The sequence below is a fragment of the Paraburkholderia sp. genome, assembly GCF_034668105.1.
GTDB lineage: Bacteria > Pseudomonadota > Gammaproteobacteria > Burkholderiales > Burkholderiaceae > Paraburkholderia.
On record NZ_JAXDPY010000590.1, the window covers coordinates 1 to 6194 of the forward strand.

Sequence of the window (6194 nt, forward strand, 5' to 3'; positions counted from 1 at the left end):
CGGATTCGACCTGTACGGTGATAGGTACCCCGGACACACAGCATACCAACGGGGAAATATGTCAACCGTCGGCTAGAAGCATACTTGAAACGGATAGCCCAGTTCCGGGGTGTCCGTCGGGTTATAAATTAGCGGCGGCGGAAGATATCGAAATAAACTCGAGTATTTGTTTCACGCAATTGGATCTACATAGCGTTGCCAGACTGGATGGCGAAAATATCGTGTCCGGTAGCGAACGTGTTCCATGCGTAATATCGAAAAGTAAAAACGTAACTCAAGGCTCTTTATGCAAAAAAATCTCATACACGGCACCGGAAGTCGTTGTTTCATCCCAATCGCCCGAAGGCGCAGTGTGTTGGGATCGTTACACGCCCGTAAACGTTCAACAGGCAATGGCAAATAAAACTGATTTGTGTACTTTGGTCATTCATTCGCCGACCGGTTCAAATGTAATGGGCCTGGCCGACGGCTGGTTCAATTCGGAGACTTGCAGGATCTGGGCGGAGACGCCTCCGCTAAAACCCGTCTATACCTTCTGTAACAATGGCGTCGCCGAGGGGAACCGTTTTCTTTCGACCATGACTTTGGCAACCACCGGAGAAACCTGTCCATCTGGCTTTCAGCTGGCGTCGGAATCTGAGTTGAAAGCTGATCCAAGTGTTTGCTACGGAACAATGCCGGCGGGATCGACCGCGCGTCTGGCGAACTCGGCTTCGGTGACGATGTCGCCCAGCGCAACGCCGACCACGCCTCGGTGCACCACAAAGTCATCGGATCCAACGACATTGACGATGGCCGTTTGCAAAGCGATTCCCTAGGCTGGGTTAGCGCGCTCGGCCAGCGCGCGCCGGTCGGTTGCCGCGTCGCATTGGCGACGCGCGCTACCGCCTGGCGCGACAGCGGGCCGATGCCGGCCTCGCAATGCCTGCCGGGTAACACCCATACAGGTATCGCCACTACCACCCAACTCACTGTTTTTTATCGGTTTTTTCCTTGAGTCATAGGCCCCAGGCAGGGTTCTGCGTGGCATAATCGACCGACACAGTCAGCCCGCAGTCACTACTACCCCCCGCATACCATGGCACAGACTCTCTACGACAAATTGTGGAACACGCACGTGATCCACACGGAAGAAGACGGTACGACGATTCTCTATATCGACCGTCACCTGCTGCACGAAGTCACCAGCCCTCAGGCGTTCGAAGGCCTGAAACTGGCTGAGCGTCCGGTGTGGCGTATCAGCGCGAATCTGGCGGTGTCGGACCACAACGTCCCCACCACGGATCGCAGCCGCGGCATTGCCGATCCGGTCTCGAAGCTGCAGGTCGATACGCTGGACACGAATTGCGACGCCTACGGCATCACCCAGTTCAAGATGAACGACCTGCGGCAGGGGATCGTGCACATCATTGGGCCGGAGCAGGGCGCTACGCTGCCGGGCATGACTATCGTCTGCGGCGACTCGCATACCTCCACGCACGGCGCCTTCGGCGCGCTGGCGCACGGCATCGGCACGTCGGAAGTCGAACACGTGCTGGCCACGCAAACGCTCTTGCAGAAGAAGAGCAAGAACATGCTGGTGAAGGTTGAAGGTCCGTTGCCGCGCGGCTGCACCGCGAAAGACATCGTGCTGGCGATCATCGGCAAGATCGGCACGGCAGGTGGCACCGGCTATGCAATCGAGTTCGGCGGTTCGACGATCCGCGCGTTGTCCATGGAAGGCCGTATGACGGTCTGCAACATGGCGATCGAGGCGGGCGCGCGCGCCGGCATGGTCGCCGTGGACGACATCACCGTCGACTACCTGAAGGGCCGCCCGTTCTCGCCGGAAGGCGTCGAATGGAATCACGCGGTCGAGTACTGGAAGCAGTTCAAGTCGGATGACGGCGCGCAATTCGATCGCGTGGTCGAATTGAACGCTGCCGAAATCGTGCCGCAAGTCACGTGGGGTACGTCGCCGGAAATGGTCACCGCGGTGGACGGCCGCGTGCCGGATCCGGAACGCGAAAAAGACCCGGTCAAGCGCGACGCAATGGAGCGCGCACTGAAGTACATGGCGCTCGAACCGAATGCGCCGATCGAGTCGATCAAGCCGGATAAAATCTTTATCGGATCGTGCACCAACGCGCGCATTGAAGACATTCGCGCCGCGGCATACGTCGTCAAGAAGCTCGGCCGCCGCGTCGCACCAAGCATCCGTCTGGCCATGGTTGTGCCGGGTTCGGGTCTGGTGAAGGCGCAAGCGGAACGCGAAGGCCTCGACAAGGTCTTTACCGATGCCGGTTTCGAATGGCGTGAGCCCGGTTGCTCGATGTGTCTCGCGATGAACGCCGACCGGTTGGACCCGGGTGAGCGTTGCGCATCCACGTCGAATCGTAATTTCGAAGGTCGTCAGGGCGCCGGTGGCCGTACTCATCTGGTGAGCCCCGCGATGGCTGCCGCTGCGGCTATCGAAGGGCATTTCGTCGATATTCGCAAGCTTGGATAAATCGCATGATAAAGAACATCAATCGCACCACTCTATTGCGCCGCTTCGCACTCGGTACGCTGACTTGGCTATTGCTCGGTCTGGCCGGCTGCAACACGGTGCACGGATTCGGCGAGGACATGTCGCACCTCGGCAATTCGATCAGCAATCACGCTGACAAATAAGCGGTTTTTGATTTTTACCGGCAGTGCGCCGGGGGCTCTCCCGCCGCCGCCCGCACTACCCGGTCTTGAAACGGGCGCAAGCGTCATGGATAAATTCATCGTACACACCGGCGTCGTGGCGCCGCTCGATCGCGAGAACGTCGACACGGACGCGATCATTCCGAAGCAATTCCTGAAGTCGATCAAGCGCACGGGCTTCGGTCCGAACGCGTTCGACGAATGGCGTTATCTTGACCACGGCGAGCCGGGTCAGGACAACTCGAAGCGTCCGCTGAACCCGGATTTCGTGCTGAACCAGCCGCGCTATCAGGGCGCATCGGTGCTGTTGGCGCGCAAGAACTTCGGTTGCGGCAGCTCGCGCGAGCATGCGCCGTGGGCGCTGCAGCAATATGGCTTTCGCGCGATCATTGCGCCGAGCTTCGCCGATATTTTCTACAACAACTGTTTCAAGAACGGCCTGCTGCCCATCGTGCTGACCGAACAGCAAGTCGATCACCTGTTCAACGAAACCAACGCGTTCAACGGCTTCAAGCTGACGGTCGACCTGGAAGCGCAAGTCGTGCGCACGTCGGACGGTGGCGCTGAGTATCCGTTCGAAGTGGCGGCGTTCCGCAAGTACTGCCTGCTGAATGGCTTCGACGATATCGGTTTGACGCTGCGTCACGCGGACAAAATTCGCCAGTTCGAAGCCGAGCGGATCGCGAAGCAGCCGTGGTTAGCTCATCGGATCGTCGGCTAGACGCATTCGCTGATTCAAGCTACGGCTGCTCGAAGCAGTCACGAAGAAGTCTCGAAGCAAAACATCAAGGAAATTCGCATGAAGATCGCAGTCTTGCCGGGCGACGGCATCGGTCCCGAAATCGTCAAGGAGGCCGTGAAGGTCTTGAACGTGCTCGGCGAAAAGTTCGAACTGGAAGAAGCGCCGGTTGGCGGTGCGGGCTACGAAGCAAAGGGCCATCCGCTGCCCGATTCGACGCTCGCGCTGGCGAAAGAAGCCGATGCGATCCTGTTCGGCGCCGTTGGCGACTGGAAGTACGATTCGCTCGAACGCGCGCTGCGCCCGGAGCAGGCCATTCTCGGTCTGCGCAAGCACCTGCAACTGTTCGCGAATTTCCGTCCGGCAATCTGCTATCCGCAACTCACCGGCGCTTCGTCGTTGAAGGAAGAAATCGTTTCGGGTCTGGACATCCTGATCGTGCGCGAACTGAACGGCGACATCTACTTTGGCTCGCCGCGCGGCGTGCGTGAAGCGCCGGACGGTCTGTTCGCCGGCTCGAAAGAAGGCTTCGACACGATGCGTTTTTCGGAGCCCGATGTGCGCCGTATTGCACACGTGGCATTTCAGGCAGCGCAAAAGCGCGGCAAGAAGCTGACCTCGGTCGATAAGTCCAACGTGCTCGAAACGTCGCAGTTCTGGAAGGACGTGATGATCGACGTCTCGAAGGAATACGCGGACGTCGGGTTGTCGCACATGTATGTCGACAACGCGGCGATGCAGCTGGTCAAGGCACCCAAGTCATTCGACGTGATCGTCACCGGCAACATGTTCGGCGACATTCTTTCCGACGAAGCCGCCATGCTGACGGGCTCGATCGGCATGCTGCCGTCGGCCTCGCTCGACAAGAACAACAAGGGCTTGTACGAGCCGTCGCACGGTTCCGCGCCGGACATCGCCGGCAAGGGCGTGGCGAATCCGCTGGCCACGATCCTGTCGGCCGCGATGATGCTGCGCTATTCGCTGAACAAGGCGGAACAGGCGGATCGCATCGAAAACGCGGTCAAGAAGGTGCTGGAGCAGGGTTATCGCACGGGCGACATTTTGACGCCGGGTTGCAATCAGGTCGGCACCGTGGCGATGGGCGACGCGGTCGTCGCCGCCCTGTAAGGCGCTTTGACGTAGGCATAGCACTGCGGCTCGTTGGGTCGCCGCGCAGTCTTTAAAGCGGCCTTTAAAACGCGAATTGGCCTTGAAACAGGCCAATCGCGCGTAATACGGACGAGAACGGCAGACGATCACGTCGCCGGATTCCGGTTTTCGTGTATATTGTAGCGATGGCACAGCGCTCGCAAATCTCCTCGATTTCCAAACTGCACGGCAAAACGGCCCGTGTGGTTGAGCTCGCCATTAGCACCAAATCGCTTATCAAAACGATTACCCCGAAAACGATCACGAAACGCTGATCGTCCGTCGTGCCCGCTCATCTTCCCCGCGCGGTCACTGCGGGCAAAGATGCGGGGAAGTCTCCATTCGAAGGGTATGAAGTCATGAACGTAGGTCTCGTAGGTTGGCGCGGTATGGTCGGCAGCGTCCTGATGCAACGCATGCAACAGGAAGGCGATTTCGACTTGATCGAACCGGTGTTTTTCAGCACCAGCAACGCGGGCGGCAACGCGCCGTCGTTCGCCAAAAACGAGACCAAGCTCAAAGATGCAACAAGCATCGAAGACCTGAAGAAGTGCGAAGCGATCATCTCCTGCCAAGGCGGCGATTACACGAATGAAGTGTTCCCGAAGCTGCGCGCAGCGGGCTGGAACGGCTACTGGATCGACGCGGCTTCGTCGCTGCGCATGAAGGACGACGCGGTCATCATTCTGGATCCGGTCAACCTCGACGTGATCAAGAACGCGCTGGTCAAGGGCCAGAAGAATTTCATCGGCGGCAACTGCACGGTCAGTCTGATGCTGATGGCGCTGGGCGGGCTGTTCCGCGAAAACCTCGTCGACTGGATGACGGCCATGACGTATCAGGCCGCTTCGGGCGCGGGCGCGCAAAACATGCGCGAACTGCTGCAACAAATGGGCACGCTGTACGGCGCGGCCAAGGAAGACCTGGCGGATCCGTCGTCGGCGATTCTCGACATCGATCGCCGCGTGCTCTCCGCCATGAACAGCGACCGCATGCCGACCGACCACTTCGGCGTTCCGCTCGCCGGCTCGCTGATTCCGTGGATCGACAAGGATCTCGGCAACGGCATGTCGAAAGAAGAGTGGAAGGGCGGCGCGGAAACCAACAAGATCCTCGGCAAGCCGGCCATGGGCACGCCGGGTTCGATCCCGGTAGACGGTCTCTGTGTGCGTATCGGCGCCATGCGCTGCCACTCGCAGGCGCTGACCATCAAGCTGAACAAGGACGTGCCGCTGGACGAAGTGAACAGCATCCTCGCGTCGGGCAACGATTGGGTCAAGGTCGTGCCGAACGAGCGTGAAGCGTCGATGCGCGATCTGTCCCCTGCCGTGGTCACGGGCACGCTGACAGTGCCGGTCGGCCGCGTGCGCAAACTGGCCATGGGCGGCGAATATCTGTCGGCCTTTACGGTCGGCGATCAGCTGCTGTGGGGCGCGGCTGAACCGCTGCGTCGCATGCTTCGCATTGTGCTCGACAAGTAAAGTAAACTACGCGCTCACGACGCGTAGAAAAACTCAAGAAGCGTCGCGCTTGCGCGGCGCTTTTTTCATTGTGTGCTCCGATTATCTTGTCTCTTCTCAACCGCAAAAAAGGGCTGCGCGCTGACGCGCCAGGAGTCCCGATGAACCTTCGACTC

General features: G+C 59.3%; 6 protein-coding genes. All 6 read left to right on the forward strand.

The features are described 5' to 3' along the window. The first annotated feature begins 661 nt into the window (after positions 1 to 661). The 6 genes from QOC89_RS26060 to asd all read left to right on the forward strand — a co-directional run bounded on the left by QOC89_RS26060 (position 662) and on the right by asd (position 6039). Entirely contained in the window at positions 662 to 997 is a 336-nt protein-coding gene (locus tag QOC89_RS26060) for a hypothetical protein (protein WP_323047656.1), read from the forward strand. 81 nt (positions 998 to 1078) lie between these two features. Next, the gene (gene leuC, locus QOC89_RS26065; protein WP_323047657.1) at positions 1079 to 2488 is read left to right on the forward strand and encodes a 3-isopropylmalate dehydratase large subunit; all 1410 of its coding nucleotides are present in this window, start codon (positions 1079 to 1081) and stop codon (positions 2486 to 2488) included. 5 nt (positions 2489 to 2493) lie between these two features. Then, positions 2494 to 2652: an entericidin A/B family lipoprotein gene (locus tag QOC89_RS26070; protein WP_323047658.1), complete on the forward strand. Its 159-nt coding sequence runs from the start codon at positions 2494 to 2496 to the stop codon at positions 2650 to 2652. 85 nt (positions 2653 to 2737) lie between these two features. Continuing rightward, positions 2738 to 3391: a 3-isopropylmalate dehydratase small subunit gene (leuD, locus tag QOC89_RS26075; protein WP_323047659.1), complete on the forward strand. Its 654-nt coding sequence runs from the start codon at positions 2738 to 2740 to the stop codon at positions 3389 to 3391. Positions 3392 to 3469: 78 nt separating this feature from the next. Beyond that, a complete protein-coding gene (leuB, locus tag QOC89_RS26080) occupies positions 3470 to 4537 on the forward strand; it encodes a 3-isopropylmalate dehydrogenase (protein WP_323047660.1) in 1068 nt (355 codons plus the stop codon). Between the two features lie 380 nt (positions 4538 to 4917). Further along, complete coding sequence (gene asd, locus QOC89_RS26085; protein ID WP_323047661.1) at positions 4918 to 6039, forward strand: aspartate-semialdehyde dehydrogenase; 1122 nt, start codon at positions 4918 to 4920, stop codon at positions 6037 to 6039. The last annotated feature ends 155 nt before the right edge of the window (positions 6040 to 6194 follow it).

What these genes read in the sequence shown, in the direction of transcription:
- leuC (WP_323047657.1), top strand. Translation starts at nt 1,079, where the DNA reads ATGGCACAGACTCTCTACGACAAATTGTGGAACACGCACGTGATCCAC.
- QOC89_RS26070 (WP_323047658.1), top strand. Translation starts at nt 2,494, where the DNA reads ATGATAAAGAACATCAATCGCACCACTCTATTGCGCCGCTTCGCACTC.
- leuD (WP_323047659.1), top strand. Translation starts at nt 2,738, where the DNA reads ATGGATAAATTCATCGTACACACCGGCGTCGTGGCGCCGCTCGATCGC.
- leuB (WP_323047660.1), top strand. Translation starts at nt 3,470, where the DNA reads ATGAAGATCGCAGTCTTGCCGGGCGACGGCATCGGTCCCGAAATCGTC.
- asd (WP_323047661.1), top strand. Translation starts at nt 4,918, where the DNA reads ATGAACGTAGGTCTCGTAGGTTGGCGCGGTATGGTCGGCAGCGTCCTG.